Annotated in this window: 17 protein-coding genes; 12 read left to right on the top strand and 5 right to left on the bottom strand. The window is 63.4% G+C overall.

Features of this window, described 5'->3' with window-relative positions:
• From K6M89_RS08395 to K6M89_RS08380, 4 genes are all read left to right on the top strand, one after another.
• Positions 1 to 1,107 (top strand): ABC transporter ATP-binding protein, encoded by a 1,107-nt coding sequence (locus tag K6M89_RS08395; protein WP_222139096.1) that lies wholly within the window; start codon positions 1 to 3, stop codon positions 1,105 to 1,107.
• Positions 1,108 to 1,117: 10 nt separating this feature from the next.
• On the top strand, positions 1,118 to 1,948 hold the full coding sequence (locus tag K6M89_RS08390; protein ID WP_222139095.1) for a glycerophosphodiester phosphodiesterase family protein: 831 nt from the start codon (positions 1,118 to 1,120) through the stop codon (positions 1,946 to 1,948).
• Entirely contained in the window at positions 1,945 to 2,775 is an 831-nt protein-coding gene (locus K6M89_RS08385; RefSeq protein ID WP_313138732.1) for an inositol monophosphatase family protein, read from the top strand. The genes K6M89_RS08390 and K6M89_RS08385 overlap by 4 nt, the downstream gene beginning before the upstream one ends.
• Before the next feature lie 354 nt (positions 2,776 to 3,129).
• The gene (locus K6M89_RS08380; RefSeq protein ID WP_097578940.1) at positions 3,130 to 3,414 is read left to right on the top strand and encodes a hypothetical protein; all 285 of its coding nucleotides are present in this window, start codon (positions 3,130 to 3,132) and stop codon (positions 3,412 to 3,414) included.
• A 54-nt stretch (positions 3,415 to 3,468) separates the two neighbouring features.
• Here the strand turns inward: K6M89_RS08380 and K6M89_RS08375 are convergent, their stop codons facing one another.
• Together K6M89_RS08375 and K6M89_RS08370 are read right to left on the bottom strand one after the other, a co-directional pair.
• Entirely contained in the window at positions 3,469 to 3,831 is a 363-nt protein-coding gene (locus K6M89_RS08375) for a hypothetical protein (RefSeq protein ID WP_222139094.1), read from the bottom strand.
• Between the two features lie 5 nt (positions 3,832 to 3,836).
• Positions 3,837 to 4,634 carry a DUF899 domain-containing protein gene (locus tag K6M89_RS08370; protein ID WP_097578942.1) on the bottom strand — a complete coding sequence of 266 codons (798 nt, stop codon included), beginning with the start codon at positions 4,632 to 4,634 and terminating at the stop codon, positions 3,837 to 3,839.
• Positions 4,635 to 4,751: 117 nt separating this feature from the next.
• Here K6M89_RS08370 and K6M89_RS08365 point away from each other — a divergent pair, with 117 nt between their 5' ends.
• From K6M89_RS08365 to K6M89_RS08355, 3 genes are all read left to right on the top strand, one after another.
• Positions 4,752 to 5,972 (top strand): helix-turn-helix domain-containing protein, encoded by a 1,221-nt coding sequence (locus tag K6M89_RS08365; protein ID WP_097578943.1) that lies wholly within the window; start codon positions 4,752 to 4,754, stop codon positions 5,970 to 5,972.
• A 27-nt stretch (positions 5,973 to 5,999) separates the two neighbouring features.
• Positions 6,000 to 6,632, top strand: a complete 633-nt coding sequence (locus K6M89_RS08360; protein ID WP_222139093.1) for a Vgb family protein — start codon at positions 6,000 to 6,002, stop codon at positions 6,630 to 6,632.
• A 154-nt stretch (positions 6,633 to 6,786) separates the two neighbouring features.
• Positions 6,787 to 7,701, top strand: a complete 915-nt coding sequence (locus tag K6M89_RS08355) for a phosphotriesterase family protein (protein WP_222139092.1) — start codon at positions 6,787 to 6,789, stop codon at positions 7,699 to 7,701.
• 91 nt (positions 7,702 to 7,792) lie between these two features.
• Here the strand turns inward: K6M89_RS08355 and K6M89_RS08350 are convergent, their stop codons facing one another.
• On the bottom strand, positions 7,793 to 8,329 hold the full coding sequence (locus K6M89_RS08350; protein WP_222139273.1) for a GNAT family N-acetyltransferase: 537 nt from the start codon (positions 8,327 to 8,329) through the stop codon (positions 7,793 to 7,795).
• Positions 8,330 to 8,416: 87 nt separating this feature from the next.
• Here K6M89_RS08350 and K6M89_RS08345 point away from each other — a divergent pair, with 87 nt between their 5' ends.
• Both K6M89_RS08345 and K6M89_RS08340 read left to right on the top strand, forming a co-directional pair.
• Positions 8,417 to 10,156, top strand: a complete 1,740-nt coding sequence (locus tag K6M89_RS08345) for a sensor histidine kinase (RefSeq protein ID WP_222139091.1) — start codon at positions 8,417 to 8,419, stop codon at positions 10,154 to 10,156.
• A 10-nt stretch (positions 10,157 to 10,166) separates the two neighbouring features.
• Positions 10,167 to 10,568 carry a response regulator gene (locus K6M89_RS08340; protein ID WP_064682565.1) on the top strand — a complete coding sequence of 134 codons (402 nt, stop codon included), beginning with the start codon at positions 10,167 to 10,169 and terminating at the stop codon, positions 10,566 to 10,568.
• 277 nt (positions 10,569 to 10,845) lie between these two features.
• Here K6M89_RS08340 and K6M89_RS08335 read toward each other — a convergent pair whose 3' ends face one another.
• Entirely contained in the window at positions 10,846 to 12,267 is a 1,422-nt protein-coding gene (locus K6M89_RS08335; RefSeq protein WP_222139090.1) for an aminotransferase-like domain-containing protein, read from the bottom strand.
• 179 nt (positions 12,268 to 12,446) lie between these two features.
• Between K6M89_RS08335 and K6M89_RS08330 the strand changes: the two genes are divergently transcribed.
• The gene (locus tag K6M89_RS08330; protein WP_222139272.1) at positions 12,447 to 13,310 is read left to right on the top strand and encodes a DMT family transporter; all 864 of its coding nucleotides are present in this window, start codon (positions 12,447 to 12,449) and stop codon (positions 13,308 to 13,310) included.
• Between the two features lie 158 nt (positions 13,311 to 13,468).
• Positions 13,469 to 13,912 carry a DUF4168 domain-containing protein gene (locus tag K6M89_RS08325; RefSeq protein ID WP_222139271.1) on the top strand — a complete coding sequence of 148 codons (444 nt, stop codon included), beginning with the start codon at positions 13,469 to 13,471 and terminating at the stop codon, positions 13,910 to 13,912.
• Positions 13,913 to 14,453: 541 nt separating this feature from the next.
• Here the strand turns inward: K6M89_RS08325 and K6M89_RS08320 are convergent.
• Entirely contained in the window at positions 14,454 to 15,056 is a 603-nt protein-coding gene (locus K6M89_RS08320; protein WP_222139089.1) for a hypothetical protein, read from the bottom strand.
• 352 nt (positions 15,057 to 15,408) lie between these two features.
• On the opposite strand from K6M89_RS08320, the gene K6M89_RS08315 reads away from it, so the two are divergent.
• Entirely contained in the window at positions 15,409 to 18,192 is a 2,784-nt protein-coding gene (locus K6M89_RS08315; RefSeq protein ID WP_222139088.1) for a bifunctional diguanylate cyclase/phosphodiesterase, read from the top strand.
• The last annotated feature ends 470 nt before the right edge of the window (positions 18,193 to 18,662 follow it).

Here is an 18,662-nt window from a genome sequence, read left to right as displayed (position 1 = left end):
ATGAATGCGATCGACCTGGCCATCCGCGCCGCTGCCGCCAATATCACGCTTGCGGGCGTCACCAAGGCCTATGACGCCGCGACCACCGTCGTTCTGCCGATGGACGTCGAGCTCAGGGCCGGCGAATTCACCGTCGTGCTCGGCCCCTCCGGCTGCGGCAAGTCCACGCTGCTGCAGATGATCGCCGGCCTCGAGCGGGTGAGCGGCGGGACGATCGCCTTCGGCGGGCGGCAGGTGCAGGATCTCGAGCCGAAACATCGGGGCTGCGCCATGGTGTTCCAGAACTATGCGCTCTATCCGCATATGAGCGTCTTCGACAACATCGCCTACAGCCTCAGGGTTTCCGGCATGGCGAAGGCGGAGCGCATCGAGCGGGTCGGCGCGGTGGCGAAGATGCTCGGGCTTTCCGACTACCTCTCCCGCAAGCCGGGACAGCTCTCCGGCGGCCAGCGCCAGCGCGTCGCGATCGGCCGCGCCATCGTGCGCGAGCCCGGCGTGCTGCTCTTCGATGAACCGCTGTCGAACCTCGATGCGCAGCTGCGCCACGACATGCGCGTCGAGCTTGCCGAGCTCCACCGGCGTATCGGCGCCACCACCGTCTTCGTCACCCATGACCAGGTGGAGGCGATGACGCTTGCCGACCGCATCCTGATCCTCAACAAGGGGCGCATCGAGCAGTTCGACACGCCGAAGGCGATCTATCACCATCCAGCCTCGGTCTTCGTGGCGAAATTCATCGGCGCGCCGCCGATGAACATTCTGCCCGTCACCGGCGACGGCGCGGTGCTGAGACTCGCCGACGGACAGGCGGTCGTGCAATCGAAGCTCACCGGCGCCTATCAGCTCGGCATTCGGCCCGAGGATATCCTTTTCGGCGGCAGGGCGGACGGCCATGGGCTCACATCCGCCTTGCGATTCCGCGAGGACCTCGGCTCACACTCGGTGCTCGCCGCCGAGCTTGCCGGCTCGACCGTCAGGATCGCCACACCCTTCGGGGCCGAGGTCGCCGACCACGACCAGCTCTCTCTCCATTTCCCGGCCTCTCGCCTGCATCTCTTCGATGCGGCGAGCGGCAGGGCCATACCAGGCGCATTCGGCGCAAATTGAAGGAACCTCCATGAAATACATCGACCACATTGCCGACCCGTCGCGTCCCTGTGCCATCGTCGCCCATCGCGGCGCCTGGCATCATGCTCCCGAAAACAGCCTTGCGGCGATCGAGGCCGCCATCGCCGGCGGCTATGACATCGTCGAGGTGGATATCCGCCAAAGCGCCGACGGCATGCTGTTCATCCTGCATGACGATACGCTTGAGCGCATGGCCGGCATCGACCGCATTCCCGAGGAGATGACGATCGCCGAAATCACCAGCCTCAGGCTGCGCATGGCTGATGGCGGGCCGGATCAGCCGTTCACGACCGAGACCATTCCGACGCTGGAACAGGTGCTCGAAACCGCGCGCGGCCGGATCTTCGTCGATCTCGACCTCAAGGACCGCGAGATGTTCGGCATCGTCGCCGCCAAGGTCAAGGAAATGGGCATGGAAGACCAGGTCGATCTCAAGGCTGCCGCCGGCACGCCGGAGGCGCTCGCCTGGCTTTCCGCGCAAGGCGGCATCGACGGCATTCCCTTCATGGGCCAAGCCTTCTTCCGTGAGGGAAGTGCCGATCAGACGGCCGAGGCGATCCTTTCGATCAGGCCGTTCATGTGCGAAGCCAAGTTCGACCGGTTGGAGACGCTGGCCGGGCAGCACCCGCGGCTGCGCGAGGCCGGCATTTCGCTCTGGGTCAACTCGCTCGATCCGGTCTCCTGCTGCGGCCTGACCGACAGCGCGGCCCTTGCCCATCCCGATGCGATCTGGGGCCGGATGATGGCATCCGGCATCAGCGTCATCCAGACCGACCAGCCGGCGGCGCTGAAGGCCTATATCGAGGCGCGCCAGAAGTGAGGGAGATTTCCGATGCGCTGTTCTCCGCGCTGATGGAGGATATGCGTGCGGCGGCGGGGGCGGAAATCCTGCCCCGCTTCCTCGGCGTCGTTGCCGAGGGCATCCGCACCAAGACCGCGCCCGACGATCTGGTGACCGATGCCGATCTCGGCGCCGAACGGTGGCTTGGCGAGGCGTTTTCGGCGCGGTTTCGAGAAGCGCTGCTCGTCGGCGAAGAGGCGGTCTCGGCCGATCCCGCGCTGTTGGCGCGGTTTGCCGATGCCGATCTCGCCGTCCTCATCGATCCTGTCGACGGTACCTGGAACTTCGCCCACGGGGTGCCGCTCTTCGGCATGATCGTGGCGATCGTCTCCGGCGGAGAGACCGTGGCCGGGCTGATCCATTACCCCGTCACCGGCGATTTCCTCGCTGCGCGGAAGGGCCTGGGCGCATGGCACATCGCCCGCGACGGCGCGCAGACCCGCCTTGCCGCCGCGCCGCCGTCGCCCGTCGGGGAAATGCACGGCTTCGTGCCGCTGCACATGTTTCCCTCCGAAGACCAGCCGGCCTACGCCCGCCACCTGCTGCGCTTTGCCCGCACCACCACCTGGCGCTGCTCGGCCTATGAGTACCGGGCGGTGGCGACAGGGGCGATGAGCTTTTCCCTCAACGTCGAACTCAAACCCTGGGACCACGCCGCCGGCGTCCTGATCCACCGCGAAGCCGGCGGCTACGGCGCGCTGCTGAGCGGCGAGGCTTATCGGCCGGCGATGACGAAGGGCAGGCTGCTGCTGGCGCCGGATGCGGAGAGCTGGGAGGCGATCCGCAGGGTTTTGGCGGAGGGGTGAGCGGCCGGCGAGGGAACACGCGAGAGAGCCTTGTCCTGCGAGCTAGACCTTGTGGGTTGCTCGCACCTCAGGATAGGGTCATTGGAAAAACCGGCTCTCCGCGGTGCCTCGCGCGCGCCAATCATTCGCGCCATCCCCTCCGCCGACGCAATATTTGGACGAAAGCGCTGCCTCACCCTCCCTGATCCCTGTGCTCGGGTCGAAGCCCGAGGACAGGAATGAGGAAGGAGAGGTGGGCGGACATAGCAATGACGGAAGAGAGGTTAGCGGCCACTGGCGATGCAAAAACGGGATTGAAAGCCGGGCGAGGCGCTGTCATGACGTCTGCGTCCATCCCGCAAAGGAGATCGAGCTTTGGGCGTTGAAATAGTGCGAGTTCCAAGCGATTGGCAACATCCGGTCGATGAGGACGGTGAATATGAGGTGGGAGCTCACCATCAGCCGCTTTACGACATGGAGGATTCCAGCAAAACCGCCTTCCAGCTCTACGAAAATGTAAGCGAAGGCTCTCCGGTAAGTCCGGTCTTTGCCACACGCGAAGCGCTCGCAGAGTGGCTTGCCCAGAACGGCTGGGCCGCGGAAGCTATCGATTTTCTCCTCGTGAACGGGCACGCACCGTCTAGGGTCACCCGCCTGTAAACAGGCTGCCCTATCGATCCTCCAAGCCGCCGCGCCACATCGCCACGCTGTTCATCACGGCTGTCCCAGGCCTCGCCGGCCGGCCATGAGCCGCAGCCAGGGCGCCAGGTGAAAGCCGCTCATCAGCAGATACATCGGCACCATTCCGCCGATCGGAAAGAGTTCGGGCGCGGTCGTGCAGATCATGTCGGGGCTGCCGGTCGCGGCCGTCAGTAATGCCATGATTGCGAAGGTCGGCGCGGCAGCGAGCGACAGCCATTCGGCGGCGGGCAAGCTCCGGGCGGAATCGCCCGGTCTGCCGGCCGCTCCGTCGGCGGCGGCCGATACAGACAGCCATTCAGCTGTGTTGAAGGCGGCTCCGCCGCCTGGTGCAGCGTGTTCGCTGCCGCTTTTCGAGCTGTGGCCGGAGAGCAGCATCACCGTCACTCCTTGCCGTAGCGGTCGTGGTGGCGCCACCAGATGCCGGTTTCGTTGCGACCCTTCGGGGCGCGGTCGAGCCATTGGTACACGCCCCAGAGGCCATCCAATCCGCGCGCATAGCTGGAATAGCTGTGGTAGACGGCGCCGTCGATGAGCTCGAAGGCGCTGACGCCCGGCCGGTCGCGGACATAGGTGGGCACATCGGTGCCGGTCATGGCGGCGATTTGCGTGATCGGCTCGTCGCTGCCGCCTTGCTGCCATTCCTCAATGTTCCGGCTGGGCATCGGTTCGGGGGCGGGCGGTTCGCGGCGGTAATTATATTCCACGCCGCCCAGCCGCTGCTGCTCGTCGCTGAACCAGACCCCGAAATCGCTGTTGAAATCGCTGCCGCCGGAGGAGGCCCAGGGGAAGCGCCAGGCCATGCGCTGCCGGAACGCCAGGAGCTTTGCAAGCGGCGCGCGCGAAACGGCCCAAAAGGCGACGTCGTGATTTTCGAGATGGACGAAGAAGCCGTTGAAGCCGTCGGCGATCGAGGAGCAGGAGGGGCAGCCGGCGCTGTAATCCGGCCCGAACATGAAGTGGTAGACGAGAAGTTGCGAGCGCCCGCCGAACAGATCCTTCAGCGAGGCATCGCCGCCTTCGGTGTCGAAGCGATATTCCTTGTCGATCCTGACGCGGGGCAATTGCTGGCGCTTCAGGGCCAGCGCGTCGCTTTGGCGGGTCAGTTCCTTCTCCTCCTCGAGCAGATCGAGCCTTGCTGCCAGCCACTGCTCGCGTGTTGCATTCAGCTGTGTCGTCATGGGTCTTCTCCTTTGCCTGTCTGTCGTCGTACCATCCGGCGCGGATTGTCTGCCGGCGCCGAGCAGATTACGGCTGGACAGAGGAATGGCGGGAGTGACAAGTGTGACGGGATTTGAATGGACTCGCTGATCACGGCCGCGGCGCTGGCGCTGGCATCGGGCGATGCACTCGGCGCACTGAAGCGGGTGGCGCTGCGCGACGACGCGCCGGCGCTGGCATTGCGCGGCATCGCCATGGCGCAGCTCGGCGATCTCGTCCGCGCCAAGGCGCTCTTGAAGAATGCCGCGCGCGCCTTCGGTCCGCGGGAGGCTGTGGCGCGGGCGCGCTGCGTGGTCGCCGAGGCCGAGATCGCGCTTGTCTCGCGCGATCTGACCTGGCCGGTCAAGGCGCTGGACGCGGCGCGCAAGGTGCTGGAGGCGCATGGCGACAGCGTCAATGCCGCCCATGCGGGCAATGTCGCCATCCGCAGGCTGGTGCTGATCGGCCGCCTCGACGAGGCCGAACGCGCGCTCGCAGCGCTCGATCCGACGCCGCTGCCGCCGGCTTTGCGGGCCGCCCACGAGCTGGTGGTATCAGGCATTGCCGTCCGGCGTCTGCGAACCGAGGCGGCACGATCTGCCTTCGACCGGGCAAGGCTTGCCGCGCGCACGGCCGACATCCCCGCTTTGAAGCGGGAGGTCGAAGCTGCCGCGCTGGTGCTCGCGACCCCGGCGGCACGGCTGGTGTCGCGCGGACAGGAGCGTCCGCTGCGGCTTGCGGAGGTGGAAGCCCTGCTTTCCTCCCGCACGCTCGTCGTCGATGCCTGCCGTCATGTGGTGTGGAGCGCGGGCAATGCCGTCTCACTGGCGACGCGGCCGGTGCTGTTTGCGCTCGCCCGTACGCTCGCCGAAGCCTGGCCGGCGGATGTGGCAAGGGGTACGCTCATCGCACGCGCCTTTCGTGGCAAACATGCCGATGAATCACATCGCGCCCGGCTGCGCGTCGAGATTGGCCGGTTGCGCGCAGCACTTGCCGGACTGGCGGAGGTCTCGGCGACGAAGCGCGGTTTTGCGCTTTCGCCACGCGCCGCCGGCGATATCGCCGTGCTGGCGCCGCTGGTCGAAGGTCAGCATGGGGCCGTGCTCGCATTCCTGGCCGATGGCGAGGCGTGGTCGAGCTCGGCCCTGGCGATCGCGCTTGCGGCCAGCCCCCGCACCGTGCAGCGTGCGCTGGATGCCCTTGCCGGCGAAGGCAAGGTGCAGTCGCTCGGGCGCGGTCGTGCACGGCGCTGGATGAGCCCGCCGCTGCCGGGTTTCCCGACGATCTTGTTACTCCCCGGACCGCTGCCGAGCGATTAGGATGAGCCGAACTGAGGGAAGGAAGCGATGAAAAAATCAGCTGCGAATATCCTGCGTGAATACGGGCCGTTTCCCGGCGCCGAGCGCGTCAATGGTGTCACTTTCGACGGCAGGCATGTCTGGTTCGCCTCCGGCGACAGGCTGAACGCGCTCGATCCGGAAAGCGGCGAGGTGGTGCGCTCGATCGAGGTCGCCTCCCATGCCGGGACGGCTTTCGACGGCGAATTCCTCTATCAGATCGCCGAGGACGTCATTCACAAGATCGATCCGAAGACCGGCCGCATCCTGTCCACCATCCCTGCGCCCGGCAATGGCGGCGACTCCGGCCTCGCCTGGTCGGAAGGCACACTCTGGGTCGGCCAGCACCGCGGTCGCAAGATTCACCAGATCGATCCCGAGACCGGCAAGATCCTGCGCACCATCGAGTCGAACCGTGTCGTCACGGGCGTCACCTGGATCGACGGCCAGCTCTGGCATGGCACCTGGGAGGGCGACGACAGCGACGTCAGGCGCATCGATCCGGAAACGGGAGAGGTGCTGGAGCGGCTTGATATGCCGGAAGGCACCGGCGTCTCCGGCCTCGAATCCGACGGCGCCGACCGCTTCTTCTGCGGTGGCGGCGGCAGTGGCAAGATCCGCGCCGTGCGCCGGCCGGGGTGACCGATGCGCCACGCGGTGAGGTCCGATCCCCGCAATGCGAATCTCGATCGAGCGGGTGATTGATTTCGTCACCTGACGATCTACTTTCGCGGCAGTGGCGAGGCTTCGGTGCTCGAGGGCTCCACGCAAGCCGATCCAGCCGCGAGGAGAGACTTTGAAATACCTGCGCACGACGCTCGGGCCTAAGAGCAAATCCGAGCTTGGGATGATCCTCCCGCACGAGCACGTTTTCGTCGATCTCAGGACGCCGGACCAGCCCGGTTATGCCGAAGCGGAGACCGAAGACGTCGTTCGGCTGATGGCGCCTGAAATCGAACGGATCAAGAAGCTCGGGGTGACGGCACTCGTCGAATGCTCGACGGGCGGCGTCGGACGGCGTGCGGACATGGATCTTGCCGTGTCACTTGCAACGAATTTTCCGATCGTCGTTCCCACGGGCAATTACCGTGAACCCTGGATACCCGAATGGGTCCGCCATGCTTCCGAAAAGGCACTGGAGGCGTGGATGCTTCGCGAACTGACGGAGCAGATCGACGAGACCGGGTTTCAGGCCGGCTGGATCAAGCTCAGCGCCGGCGATGACGGCATGACGCCGCTCGAGACGAAAATCCTGCGGGCAGCGGCGCGCGCCGCGGCGCAGACAGACGCGGTCATCGGCAGCCATACAATCAGGGGGCGGGTCGTCATGGATCAGCTCGACGTCATCGAGGGGGAGGGCTATCGGGCCGACAGATTTATCTCGATTCATACGCAGGAAGAAAAGGACTTCGGCTATAACGTCGCCGTCGCCGAGCGCGGCGCCTGGATCGAGTATGACCATGTCGGCCGGGCTGAAGATAACGAGGTGGCGGAGCTGGTGATCAGGGCGCTGGAGGCCGGTTGCGGCGACCGCCTGTTGTTGAGCCATGACCGCGGCTGGTTCGATCCGGCGCTGCCGATGGGCGGGACCCCGAAACCGTACACCCATCTTTCCACGATCTTGCTGCCCGAGCTAAGACGGCGAGGCATAGACGATGGGACCCTGACGCGCCTGACCCACGAGAATCCGTTCGAGGCTTTCGCCCGATAGGGAGTGCCTGGCCGACGGAGGTCTGCACAATCGTGTCGCGATTGGAATTGCTCAAAAGAGCTTGTTCAAAAAATGACGGCGATACCAGGATCTATGAGAAGCCGCGCTCATCGAACAGAAACGCCATGCTGATCGCATCGATGAACCGACCGTCGATTCGTGCCGCACGCCGGACGATGCCTTCGCGGGCAAATCCCGTCTTTTCGTAGAGAGCGATAGCCCGGGCGTTGTCTTCGTAAACATTGAGTTCAACCCGGGCAAAACCGCTTTTTTGTGCGGCTCTCAAGGTCGTCTCGATGAGCCTTCGTCCGAGACCCTTGCCCCGATAGGCGGGAAGGATTCCCATTCCGAGGTTTCCGCGATGGGCATGCGACGGGAAAAAATGCCGGCTGATATCGCACCAACCGACGACCTCGTCTCCAGCGGTGGCAACGAATTGCGGATTGCCTTTCGCAATCATGCCCATCACGAACTCACGAGTCTGGGGCAGGGGCGATGCTTCCAGCATGGACAGGTATTTTTTCTCCCGCGCGACGACGTCCAGCGTACGATGAAAGCTGTCGATATGGACGGCGGCGATCGGCTCGATCCTGATGCCTGACGTATCCGGCGATGCTGCTGCATCCATGTGCTTCTCCTTCAACGATTGCGGAATGCCTATCGGAGACCTGCCGCAGACCCGCACGGGAGCGCATAATTCACGGTCCGTCAACCTTTGCGTGTCAATTTCTCGACAGCGGGCGCCATCACAAGGTTGCAGGTATTGAAGGTCGGGCTCACACCCCACATTACATTCGTCCTGGTGACGCTCACCTGCGCCGCGGCTGTGTTGCTGTGCGGATTTGCGTGGCTTGCCGCGGTGAAGGTCGACGATCTCTCGTTGCGCCGACAGGCCGACTTCGTCGGCCAAGGATTGGAAGAGCAGATCGCGGCACTTCCGCGGGAGCAGGAAAGCGTCACCAAATGGGACGATGCCTTCCTCTATGCCAAGCAGCGAAACCATGAATGGCTGCTCGACAATATCGGCCGGTGGACGAGCCAGTATTTCGGGCACGACAGGACCTATATCTTCGACGATACCAATCGCCTGATGTTTGCGTTCCGTGACGGCGCGGACACCATGCCGCCGCGCCTCGGCAGCGACGACGGCCAGGAGATGACGGCGCTGGCGGGCGAAATGCGGGCTGCTCTCCTCGATAGCGAAAAGCCCGGCGCCGAACCGCTTGGTCAGCTCGCTAGGGTCCGCACGATCATGATCGGCAACAGGCCGGCGATAATAAGTGCGCGCCCCATTCTGCCGAGCTCGACAAGGATGCAAATCGAGGCCGGCCAGGAGTTCATCGCCGTCTCGGTCAAGTTCCTCGACGGAAAGGCGGTCGAAAGCATCGCCCATTATGCGCGGCTCGAAGGATTGCATTTTACCGGATCGAAGAGTGACGCACGGGCGCAGGTACCTGTATCGTCGCATGACGGCGGCACGATCGGCTATCTCGTCTGGCAGCCGATCCGGCCGGGTTTCATGCTGCTTCAGCAGATTGCGCCGGCCGGGCTCGGCTGCCTTGCCCTGCTGATCGCCGCGGTGTTCTGGCTCGGACGAGGACTGCATCGGACCTCGCTGACCCTGATGGACAGTCAGGCTGAGCTCACCCACCATCGCAACCATCTGGAAGAGATGGTGGCGGATCGAACCGCAGAAATCGAAAGACAGAGGGAAGAGCTGGACCGCCTGCTGGTGCACGAACGCCAGGTGAATGCGCTCCAGCGCCAGTTCGTCGCCATGGCCTCGCACGAATTTCGAACCCCGCTTGCGATCATCGACGCCGCCGCCCAGCGGCTCTGCCGCTCGACGACCAATGTCAGCGGCGAGTACGTTCACGAAAAAGCCGGAGTGATCCGAAGCGCGGTGGTGCGCATGGTCGATCTGATGGAGAGCATCCTTGCCAGCGGTCGGCTCGAGACCGGACGGATCATATTGAAGCGGAGCGAAGGCGATCTGAAAGCGCTGCTCGTCGCCTGCTGCGACAGACGGCGCGAGTTCAGCCGCTCGCATGTCTTCCATCTCGATCTCGAGCAGATACCTGATCTATTGAACTTCGATCGAAGCGCGATGGAACAGGTCTTCACCAACCTGATTTCCAATGCCGTCAAATATTCGCCCAATGCGGCTGACATTCATGTTCGCGCCCGGGTTGATGAAATGACGGTGGAAATCGCCATCGCCGATAGGGGCATCGGCATGGATGCGGATGACCTGCCGAAACTGTTTCAACCCTATTACCGGGCCCGCAGCGCCACGGGCATTGCCGGAACCGGCATTGGCCTGAATGTCGTCAAGCAGGTTATCGAGCTGCATGGCGGCAGCGTCGAGGTGACGAGCGAGCTTGGCAAGGGCACAACATTTACCATTTCTCTGCCAATAGGGTCTCTATTGTCGGATCAACAAGTCGCAGCTTAAGGAAGAGCTCATGGTTACAGTCTTGTGCATAGAAGACGAAGTCGAGATCCGGAATCTCCTCGTCGAAGAGTTGAGCGAAGCCGGCTACAAGACGCTCGAGGCCTCGAACGGCGCCGAGGGCCTGGAAATGATCCTGTCGAAATGGCCAGACATCGTCATCAGCGATATTTCGATGCCTGTCATGGACGGGCACCAGCTTCTGGCGGAAATCCAGATCAACCACCCCGAGCTCTCCAACATCCCCTTCATCCTGTTGACGGCGCTGACCGACCGGGAAAACACGCTTGCGGGCCTGCGGGCCGGGGCGGCGGACTACCTGACGAAGCCGCTCGATTTCGATCTGCTGCTCGCCAAGCTCGAAGGCTGCGTGACGCGGCTGGAGAACGACAAGGCGGTCAATCGGTCGTTTTGAGGTGTGGCGTTGAACGAGATGAGGATGAAGGCCGTGCCGTGCGGCCCCCGGGCCTGGCATCGACTAGCCTAACCTCTCCTCCGTCATCCTGTGCTTGTCACAGGAATCCAGCCACGGCGCGTCTGCGCCGTGAATGACTTAATCCGACCTTTGAAAAAGAGTCTCCCGCGCCCAAGGACTTGGGCGCGCTGGATTCCTGTGACAAGCACAGGAATGACGGAGTAAGGGTTGGTGCGAGGTGACCGCCGCCGCAAGATGCTGTCTGTAGCGTGTCGCCTCACTTCCTCAGCCTCCCCAATACCTCCTCCAGCACCTCGAACACCCGCCGATCCCGCGTCTGCGACACATTGAACCGCATGAAATTCGTCGCCGATTGCGACAGGCTGAAAGCATTGCCGGGGGCAAGCACGATCTTCCTTTCCAGCGCGGCCCGCGCCACGTCGGCCGCATCGATGCCGTCGGGCAGCCGGCACCAGAGGAACATCCCGGCCGGCGGCTCCAGCCAGGGTGTTATATCAAGGCCTTTCAGCCCGGCCGAGACCTCGCCCATCGCTCGGGAAAGCCTCTGTCTCAGCGTCTCCATGTGTTTGCGGTAGCTGCCGTCGCTCAAGACGTTCAGCACCAGTTCCGCCGTCAGCCGGCCGCCGCCGAAGGCGGTGGCGATCTTGAGATCGGTCAGTCCGTCGACCCATTCCGGTTTGGCGGCGATGAAGCCGCAGCGGGCCGAGGCTGAGAGCGTCTTCGAAAAGCTGCCGATATGGATGACCCGCTCGAGCCCGTCGAAGGCGGCAAGGCGGGGCGCCGGCGTATATTCGAAATCGGCGAAAATATCGTCCTCGATGATGGTGAGGTCGAACTGATCGGCGAGTTTCAGGAGGCGGTGGGCCGTCACCGGCGAAAGGGTTGCGCCAGTCGGGTTGTGGATGGCGGAGTTGGTGATGTAGAGGCGCGGCCGGTGTTCGGCGACGACCTGCGCAAACAGCTCGATATCGGGACCGGACGGCGTATAGGGCACGCCGACGATCTTTGCCCGATGGGCGCGCAGCAGCGCGTGGAAATTGAAGTAGCAGGGGTCGTCGACCAGCACCGTGTCGCCGGGCTCCAGCAGGAAACGGCAGAGCAGATCGATTGCCTGGGTGCCGGATTCGGCCAGCATGATCTGATCCGGCGAGGCTTCGATGCCGCGTTCGCCCATGCGCCGCGAAATCAGCTGGCGCAGCGGCGGCAGGCCGAGCGGCGAACCGTAATCGGCAAGCGCCGGCCCGTCGGCGCGGGAAAGCGTTCTGAGCCCGCGGCGCATGGCTTCGCCGGGCAGCCAGGAGGGCGGCAGCCAGCCACAGCCGGGCTTCAGGTCGCTCTCGCCGGCCTCCAGCGATTGCCGCGATATCCAGAAGGGATCGACGGCACGGTCGAGTTTCGGCCCGGCCTCGGCAAGCGCAAAGGGTGCTGCCTGGCTGGCGACATAGAAGCCGGAGCCTGGTCTCGCCAGTATCGCGCCTTCGGCGACCAGGCGCTCATAGGCATCGACCACGGTCGAGGTCGACAGCTTCAACGTCGCCGCCAATCCCCGGACCGAGGGCAGCCTTGCGCCGGGCGTCAGGCTGCGGCCGGCAATGCGCTGCCGGATCGTTGCGATCACCATCTCAATGCGTGTGCGTCCTGCCAGTTCTTCGTTCATCTGTACTGCTTTCTGCATCATAACAGTTTGTCGAAATCGTATCAGACCGTCACTTTCCTGGCCATCCGTCCTGATCGATAAAGGCTGAAGCGCGTCACTGCGAATTTGATTCAAGTGAGGCGCGTTAGGTCGTTGTTTTCATACATGCTGCCAAACCTGAGGGCGCTTGGACGGCATGCATCGGGAAGGAAGAGTGCATGATGGAACGCATGACGGCAGGATGGATCAACGGCTTGGTCGGCGTGGTGATCTTCAGCGGCTCGCTGCCGGCGACGCGCGTCGCGGTGGCGCAGTTCGATCCCGTGTTCCTGACCGTCGCGCGCGCGGCGATCGCCGGGGTATTGGCGCTCTGCCTGCTGATCGTCTTTCGTGAGAAACGGCCGTCAGGGCGCGATATCGTCTCGCTCGTCGTCGTCGCGCTCGGCGTCGTGGTGGGCTTTCCGCTGCTGACGGCGCTAGCGCTGCAGCATGTCACCTCGGCCCATTCCATCGTCTTCATCGGCCTTCTGCCGCTGGCAACCGCGACCTTCGGCGTCATCCGCGCCGGCGAGCGGCCAAAGCCGGCCTTCTGGCTCTTTTCCATTCTCGGCAGCGCGCTGGTGGCGGGCTTTGCCTTGGCGCAAGGGGTGACCGCATCGCCGGTCGGCGACGTCCTGATGCTGGCGGCTGTCCTTGTCTGCGGTCTCGGTTACGCCGAAGGCGGCAGGCTGTCGCGCACGCTCGGCGGCTGGCAGGTAATTTCCTGGGCGCTGGTGCTGTCGCTGCCGCTAATGGTCACGGTCGCCTTTCTATACCGGCCAGTGAGTTTTGCCGGCATCGAAATGCCGGCGCTCGTCGGCCTTGCCTATGTCTCGCTGTTCTCCATGCTGATCGGCTTCATCTTCTGGTATCGCGGCCTCTCGCAGGGCGGCATCGCCGCCGTCGGCCAGCTGCAGCTGCTCCAGCCGTTTTTCGGCCTGGCGCTTGCCGCCACCCTGCTGCGCGAGCCGGTGACGTGGGCAATGCTGGCTGTAACGGTCGCCGTTATCCTGTGCGTCGCCGGGGCAAGAAGGTTTGCGCGGTAGCGGTTGATCTGCCGCCGACGGTCACAAAGCCGCCGCGCAATCGTCAGCAAATAGCCCTGTTACCGCCGCATCCTGCCCTTTTCAGGCTTCATCGTCGCGACCTCGCCGGCCTTTCAGCGGCCGAGCGATCGACCGAAATCACCGGAAAAGGAATGAAAATGATCACTCGTTACACATCCCTTGCAACGATGACCGCTGCGGTCTTCAGCCTGCTGGCTCTCAGCCCGGCATCCGCTGTGGAGATGGCCCAGGCGCAACAGCAGCCCGAACAGGGCCAGGCGCCGATGCAGGGACAGGGCGGCGGTACCAGCGCGCCCGTCAGCGATCAGAAACTCGAAGCCTTTGCCGTCGCCTACCTGCAGGTCGATAAGGTCCGGCAGCAATATTCGGCCAAGATCGACGCAACGAAGGATCAGGCAGCAAAGCAAAAGCTGCAGGAGGAGGCCAAGAAGGAGATGGTCGAAACCGTCCAATCCTCCAACGACATCTCGGTCGAGGAATATTCCTCGATCCTGACGGCGGCGCAGAGCGACCCGGCCCTCGCCAAGAAGGTTCTGGACAAGATCGGAACACCGCCGCCGGCACAGCAACAGCAGCAATAGACAGCGCGGCCCTGTAGCATCCCTGAGTCGGACGAGGGGCGGTCGCGGTTAAAAGTCCAAGGGGCGGGCGCTTCGCGCGCCGCCCCTTCGCCGCGACTTCCTCGCGATCATGAAGCGGTTGAGGCGTCTCCAGCGATTCACCGGTGCAGTCGGCGATAGAACTGACGGTGCGTTCGAACGCGGCCTCGTGCGACACACGCTTCGTCCGAAAAGGCAATCAGTCGTTCCCCGCCTCAAGCCGCCGACGTCGGCGGTGGCGGTGGGGTCGTCCGAGGCGCGGGCAGTGCGGAGTTCGGGCAGTGCCGAGGTCCTCGTGGCCGGTCGTTTCGCGCCAGCGGCGCAGCATCGCAGTTCATGATTCTGGTACACTTTGCGTGCGAACCAATCTCCGGCGTATCGATGCCCGAGATAAACGGACACCTTCCCCAAGCAGTCGCATGTTCTGCGCATCGTATTTGACGGTATCGCCGGTTCTGCGGTCTCGACTTCAAGAAATTGATGCGAGCCAGCTTTCGTGCTGGCAGCCTGACCTCACGATCGATCAGTTGCCCCAGCCAATTTGGAACCGATCAAATCGAACCTCGCTCAACGGCTGGCCGGAGGGGCCTAGCCTTACCGAACGAAGAACGAGACGAAGCTCGGGGGAATAGTATTGTTCGAAAATAATCGGAGGCAATTCCGTCAGTTCCAGACGGCTGTTGATGGCCCAAACTTTGTAGGAACAAGATGCAATCGTTTCCTCTCCCAAGCCGTCGAACCTAATAAAAGTCGTGCCCGAAACGGATTTTTTGCCATTGATGAAAAGCGTCGTGTCGGATTGCCAGTTCCTCTTCTGTGGTAGATCGTCCAACGCAATCGCATTCGCGTATTTCAGCTCATGCGTCCCGTTGGGACCAACTCTTTTTTCGACGAGCAAGGGGTGCAAATATACAGCCGACACCGGCTGCAGTGAACGGTTACGCTCCACCAGCTTTTGTTCGGTGAGACCCGGACCGTCTGGCTTGTAGAATACGGAAAGGAAAGGCACCTCTCTGGTCAGCAGTACGCCTTGTTTGGTCTCATTGGCGGTTAAGCAATTGCCAAAGGCAGGCACCGCCAATGTTATTCCAACCAGTAGTGACAAACTTCTTAGCAAGATCGACATCCCAGATTCCCCTCATCCAAGTCCGCTACCATGGTGCTGGGGTGAAATTGGGGAGATCGAAGTCGCCGGTCCGGAGCTTGCCCACACCCTGACCCTTGGCCTGATCGACGAATATCATCTCCCTGCACCCGGTCATGGTGGGGCAGGGCAAGCCCTAGTTCGCGGGACCTCGCCCTCCTCGCCAGTCGAAAATCCATTCACCATACCAAGACACCCGCGATAAACCCTAATCCCACAACGCCACCTCCAAACCGCCCAAACACTCGCCTTTCCCGCCAGCCGCCCACTTCACTTCAACCTTCCTTAAACGCCCGCCGCATAGCGTGACCCCTCAAATCGAGGGTCCTATTCCATGTTCACCGTTCTGACGTGCGTTACCGAGCAGCATGATCTTTCGCTGGTCGGTCTCGCGGGTTTGATCTGCTTTCTTGCCAGCCATTGCGCGGTGGTTCTGCTTGATCGGGCGACGTCTTCCGATGGCGCTGCCCGGTGGCTGTGGATCGGGACGGCGGGGGCGGCCGGCGGTTTCGGGATCTGGGCGACGCATTTCGTTGCCATGCTGGCCTATGACCCCGGTGTCGTCGTGGGCTACCATGCCGGCTTGACGCTGGTTTCGCTGCTGGTCGCGATCGTCGCGACGACAGGCGCCATCGTGGCCAAGATCGCCTATACCAGGTGGACTGCGAATATTCTGGCGGGCATGCTCTTCGGCGCCGGCATCGGGTCGATGCATTTTTCGGGAATGCTCGCCATCGAATTCCCGGGCGATATCTCGTGGGATCGCGGGTTCGTCACGGCCTCGGTCGCTCTCGGCATCGTCTTTTCGGTCGCGGCCTTCCGGTTTGCGGGCAGGGGCGACCGGTCGCTCCTCGGCAGGCTCGCGCCGACACTTCTGTTGACATCAGGCGTCGTCGCCCTGCATTTCACCGCGATGGCGGCTGTCACCGTCACTCCTGGCATTGCGTCGCTCGATCCCGCGACGCTGATTTCGCCCACGATCATGGTGGTTACGATCGCCGCCGTTACCTTCTCGCTGCTGGCGGCGGGTTTTGCGGCGGCCATTTTCGCCGTGCGCTCGGAGGCCAAGGCCGCCAAGGCGGAGCGCAATTTCAAGCTGCTTATCCAAGGCGTCACCGACTACGCCATCTATATGCTCGATCCCGATGGCAAGGTCAGCAACTGGAATGCCGGCGCCGAGCGCGCCAAGGGCTATCGCGCCGATGAGATCGTCGGCAGGGATTTCTCGCTGTTCTATTCCGAGGAAGACCGCATGAAAGGCCTTCCGCAGGGGGCGCTCGAGACCGCCCGCACCCAAGGCAAGTTCGAAGCCCAGGGCTGGCGCTATCGCAAGGACGGCTCCTCCTTCTGGGCCCATGTCGTCATCGACGCGATCTACGACGAAACCGGCGCGCTGATCGGCTTTGCGACGATCACCAAGGACAACAGCAAGCAAAAGGCGGATGCCGACCGGATCGAAGAGGTCACCCGCAATCTCGACGTCGCGTTGCAGAATATGGGGCAGGGCATCTGCCTGTTCAACGGGGATGAGCGCCTGGTGCTCTGCAACAAGCGCTATCTGGAAATCTTCCGTTTTCCCGAGGGCTCGGTGCGCCCCGGCATGGCCTATCGTGAGATCGTCGACATCGGCTATGCCGCCAATACCGAGGATGCGGTGGAAGCCGCGGCGCTGGCTGAGGCGCATTATCTCAGGAACATGGCGCTGATCCGCTCCGGCTCCGGCAGCGCCGTCCATAAATATGCCAGCGGCAACTCGATCCAGCAGCATGTCAACATGCTTGCCAATGGCGGCTGGGTCGTCACCTTCGAAGACATCACCGATCGGCTGAAATCCGAAGAGCAGGTCGCCTTCCTCGCCAAGCATGACGCGTTGACGGGCCTGCCGAACCGGCTGCAGTTCGGCGAGAGCGTCTCGGAAGAGATGATGATCGCCGACCGGGTGAAGGGCTATGTCGCCGTCATCGGCATCGACCTCGATAAGTTCAAGGAGGTCAACGACCAGCATGGCCACGCCACCGGCGACAAGGTGCTTGTCGAGCTTGCCCGGCGTCTCGAAGAGGCGCGGCAGGAGGGCGAGTTCATCGCGCGGTTCGGGGGAGACGAGTTCGCGGCGACCAAGCGCTTCGATGAGCTGAGTGGCCTGCACGATTTCATCGCGCGGCTGGAAGGCGCGCTCACTGGCACCGTTGCCATCGACGGCTTCGAGATCAAGACCGGCGCCAGCCTCGGCGTTGCGATCTATCCGAGCGACGCGGCAGGCGTCGACGGTCTTCTCGCCAATGCCGATCTTGCCATGTACCGCGCCAAACAATCGCTGCTGCAAAGGGTCTGCTTCTACGAGGCCGCCATGGACGAGAATGCGCGCCGCCGCCGTGCGCTCGCCAACGACCTCTGGGCCTCGATCGACCGCAACGAGCTGCATCTGCACTATCAGGTGCAGAAATCGGTGCGCACAGGCGAGATCACCGGCTACGAGGTTCTCTTGCGCTGGCGGCATCACGCACGCGGCAACATCCCACCGATGGATTTCATCGGCCTTGCCGAGGAATGCGGCGCGATCCTGCCGATCGGCGAATGGGTGCTCAGGGAAACCTGCCGAGAGGCGGCAAGCTGGAACAACAGCCACAAGATCGCCGTCAACCTGTCGCCGATCCAGCTCGGCCATGCCGACATGGCGGCGGTGATCGCGGGCATCCTTTCGAAAACCGGGCTGAACCCCCGCCGCCTCGAAATCGAGATCACCGAAAGCTCGATCATCGTCGACAAGGAGAAGGCGCTGCGGACGATGCGCGCGATCAAGGCGCTCGGCGTGTCGATCGCCATCGACGATTTCGGCACCGGCTATTCCTCGCTGGAAACGCTGCGCTCCTTCCCCTTCGACAAGATCAAGCTCGACAAGAGCTTCATGGCCGAGGTCGAGACCAGCCCGCAATCCAAGGCGATCGTCCGCGCCATCCTGGCGCTCGGCCGCAGCCTGGAGGTGCCGGTTCTGGCCGAAGGCGTGGAAACCCAGGCGCAGCTCGATACGCTCTGCGAGGAGCAATGCGACGAGGCCCAGGGCTATCTGCTCGGAAGGCCGCAGGCGATGGGCGAGCCGGTGGTTGAGAAGGCGGCTTGAAGCGGCTTGGGGGAGCGGCGGGATCGCGCCCATCTGTACCCGGTGTGCGTGGGGAGTTTTAGGGATTAGCCGCGAGACGATGAGGCGCGCGAAGACGAGGCGAAGCAACGGGCGAGGAGCCGGTCATGCGAGCCAGCTGCCAAGTCGGCACGGCGGTCCCCAATGCGGTGGCGGCGGGTTTGGCGGGAATGCCAATCCCATACTCCGTCATGCTCGGCCCTGAGCTGCCTTGAGCCGAGCATCCATGCCACTGGTGTCGATGGGGGCGATGTGGATGCTCGGCTCAAGGCTGGCTTGTGCCGAGCATGACGGAGGGTGAGGCGGGCCGACGAGAGCCATTGCAGCCGATGTGCCACCATCAGGCATTGCCATCCGCCAGTTCAACCAAACACTGTCGGCGCCGGCTGATCTGACCTTGCGCGGCAGCGAGGGCCATGCCCGGGAAAGCGGATTAGAATAAGCGGAAAATG

The organism is Rhizobium croatiense, from assembly GCF_019793465.1.
Taxonomy (GTDB): Bacteria; Pseudomonadota; Alphaproteobacteria; order Rhizobiales; family Rhizobiaceae; genus Rhizobium; species Rhizobium croatiense.
This window is presented reverse-complemented; position numbering and strand designations above follow the sequence as displayed.

Excerpts from the sequence above, each read along its gene's own strand:
- K6M89_RS08395 (WP_222139096.1), top strand. The coding sequence starts at position 1 with ATGAATGCGATCGACCTGGCCATCCGCGCCGCTGCCGCCAATATCACG.
- K6M89_RS08365 (WP_097578943.1), top strand. The coding sequence starts at position 4,752 with ATGGACTCGCTGATCACGGCCGCGGCGCTGGCGCTGGCATCGGGCGAT.
- K6M89_RS08330 (WP_222139272.1), top strand. The coding sequence starts at position 12,447 with ATGGAACGCATGACGGCAGGATGGATCAACGGCTTGGTCGGCGTGGTG.
- K6M89_RS08320 (WP_222139089.1), bottom strand. The coding sequence starts at position 15,056 with ATGTCGATCTTGCTAAGAAGTTTGTCACTACTGGTTGGAATAACATTG.
- K6M89_RS08335 (WP_222139090.1), bottom strand. The coding sequence starts at position 12,267 with ATGATGCAGAAAGCAGTACAGATGAACGAAGAACTGGCAGGACGCACA.
- K6M89_RS08360 (WP_222139093.1), top strand. The coding sequence starts at position 6,000 with ATGAAAAAATCAGCTGCGAATATCCTGCGTGAATACGGGCCGTTTCCC.
- K6M89_RS08370 (WP_097578942.1), bottom strand. The coding sequence starts at position 4,634 with ATGACGACACAGCTGAATGCAACACGCGAGCAGTGGCTGGCAGCAAGG.
- K6M89_RS08375 (WP_222139094.1), bottom strand. The coding sequence starts at position 3,831 with ATGCTGCTCTCCGGCCACAGCTCGAAAAGCGGCAGCGAACACGCTGCA.
- K6M89_RS08325 (WP_222139271.1), top strand. The coding sequence starts at position 13,469 with ATGATCACTCGTTACACATCCCTTGCAACGATGACCGCTGCGGTCTTC.
- K6M89_RS08315 (WP_222139088.1), top strand. The coding sequence starts at position 15,409 with ATGTTCACCGTTCTGACGTGCGTTACCGAGCAGCATGATCTTTCGCTG.
- K6M89_RS08350 (WP_222139273.1), bottom strand. The coding sequence starts at position 8,329 with ATGGATGCAGCAGCATCGCCGGATACGTCAGGCATCAGGATCGAGCCG.
- K6M89_RS08390 (WP_222139095.1), top strand. The coding sequence starts at position 1,118 with ATGAAATACATCGACCACATTGCCGACCCGTCGCGTCCCTGTGCCATC.
- K6M89_RS08340 (WP_064682565.1), top strand. The coding sequence starts at position 10,167 with ATGGTTACAGTCTTGTGCATAGAAGACGAAGTCGAGATCCGGAATCTC.